This window comes from Chthonomonas sp. (assembly GCF_035294505.1).
Taxonomy (GTDB): Bacteria; Armatimonadota; Chthonomonadetes; order Chthonomonadales; family Chthonomonadaceae; genus Chthonomonas.
The window spans coordinates 1-1,608 of sequence record NZ_DATGKU010000071.1 but is presented as its reverse complement, the minus strand read 5'-3'; the positions used below and the strand labels follow the sequence as shown (position 1 = coordinate 1,608).

At 56.8% G+C, this 1,608-nt stretch carries 1 rRNA gene; it reads right to left on the bottom strand.

From position 1 onward, the window contains the following. Window positions 1-1,608 (bottom strand): 23S ribosomal RNA (locus VKV18_RS03485); the annotation flags it as partial.

Genomic DNA, 1,608 nt, shown 5'->3' with positions numbered 1-1,608 from the left:
TTCGTGCGGGTCGGAACTTACCCGACAAGGAATTTCGCTACCTTAGGACCGTTATAGTTACGGCCGCCGTTCACCGGGGCTTCGATTCGCAGCTTGCACCGCTCCTCTTAACCTTCCGGCACTGGGCAGGAGTCAGCCCCTATACGTCCACTTTCGTGTTCGCAGAGACCTGTGTTTTTGATAAACAGTCGCTTGAGCCGCTTTACTGCGGCCTGCTCGCGCTTCCCGAAGGTCACGCTACTCAGGCACCCCTTCTTCCAAAGGTACGGGGTCAATTTGCCGAGTTCCTTGACAGAGGCTCACTCGTTCACCTCGGGAGCGTGCTCCCGGCCTACCGGTGTCGGTGTGCGGTACGGGCGCAGCTACGTCTGGTTAGCGGCTTTTCTCGGCGGCCTGGGCAGCGATGACTTCCGCCTGCTTGCGCAGACTCGTGATCGGCGTCAGATCTTTGAAGATGGGATTTGCCTCGTCTTCATCCTTCGCACGACCAACCTCTCCTGTCCAATTTGAGAGGATCACCGTCCCTACCGCGTCCCCGCTTCACTCCATAACGACGCGCTGTGGGGCAGGAATACTCACCTGCTTGCCATCGCCTACGACTATAACGTCCTCGGCTTAGGACCCGCCTGACTCTGGATTGTTTGACAGTGTCCAGAAACCCTCAGGCTTACGGTGTACATGGTTCTCACATGTAATGCGCTACTCATTCCGGCATTCTCACTTCTGTTCGCTCCACCAGTCCTCTCGGTCTGGCTTCTTCGCTACAGAACGCTCCCCTACCATGCCCCATTCAGTCCTCCCCAGGCGGACGCCTGAAAGGAAGGATGAGCATTCACAGCTTCGGTACGATGCTTGAGCCTCGCTACGTTGTCGGTGCCCGTTCACTCGACCAGTGAGCTATTACGCACTCTTTCAATGATGGCTGCTTCTAAGCCAACATCCTGGCTGTTTGAGCGCGACAACCCCCTTTGACACTGAGCAGAGAGTTTGAGACCTTAGCTGGTGGTCTGGGCTGTTTCCCTCTCGACGACGAAGCTTAGCCCCCGCCGTCTCACTCACTTCCCCTTGTGCTGGCATTCGCAGTTTGGTTGGGTGTGGTAACCCGCACTGGGCCCCTAGCCCATCCAGCGCTCTACCTCCAGCATAAGCCTGGGTCGTGGCTGTACCTCAATACATTTCGGGGAGAACCAGCTATCTCCGTGTTCGTTTGGCATTTCACCCCTATCCACAAGTCCTCCCCCAGTTTTGCAACACTGGTGGGTGCGAGCCTCGACGAAGTTTCACCTTCGCTTCACTCTGCTCATGGATAGCTCACACGGTTTAGGGTCGCATCCTCGCCACTTACGCCTATTTCAGACTCGGTGTCCCTCTGGCTCCCCTTCTTTCCCGAAGGTTAACCTGCGACGAAGATGCACTCGCCGGATCATTCTACAAAAGGCACGCCATCAGTCCTTGCCTGCTCCTGCAGGAGTGACCTCTGACTGCTGGTGAGTACGTGGTTTCAGGGTCTGTTTCATCCCCCTCTCGGGGTGCTTTTCACCTTTCCCTCACGGTACTTGTCCACTATCGGTCGCTGAAGGTCTTGAGCCTTGGAGGGTGGTCCCCCCT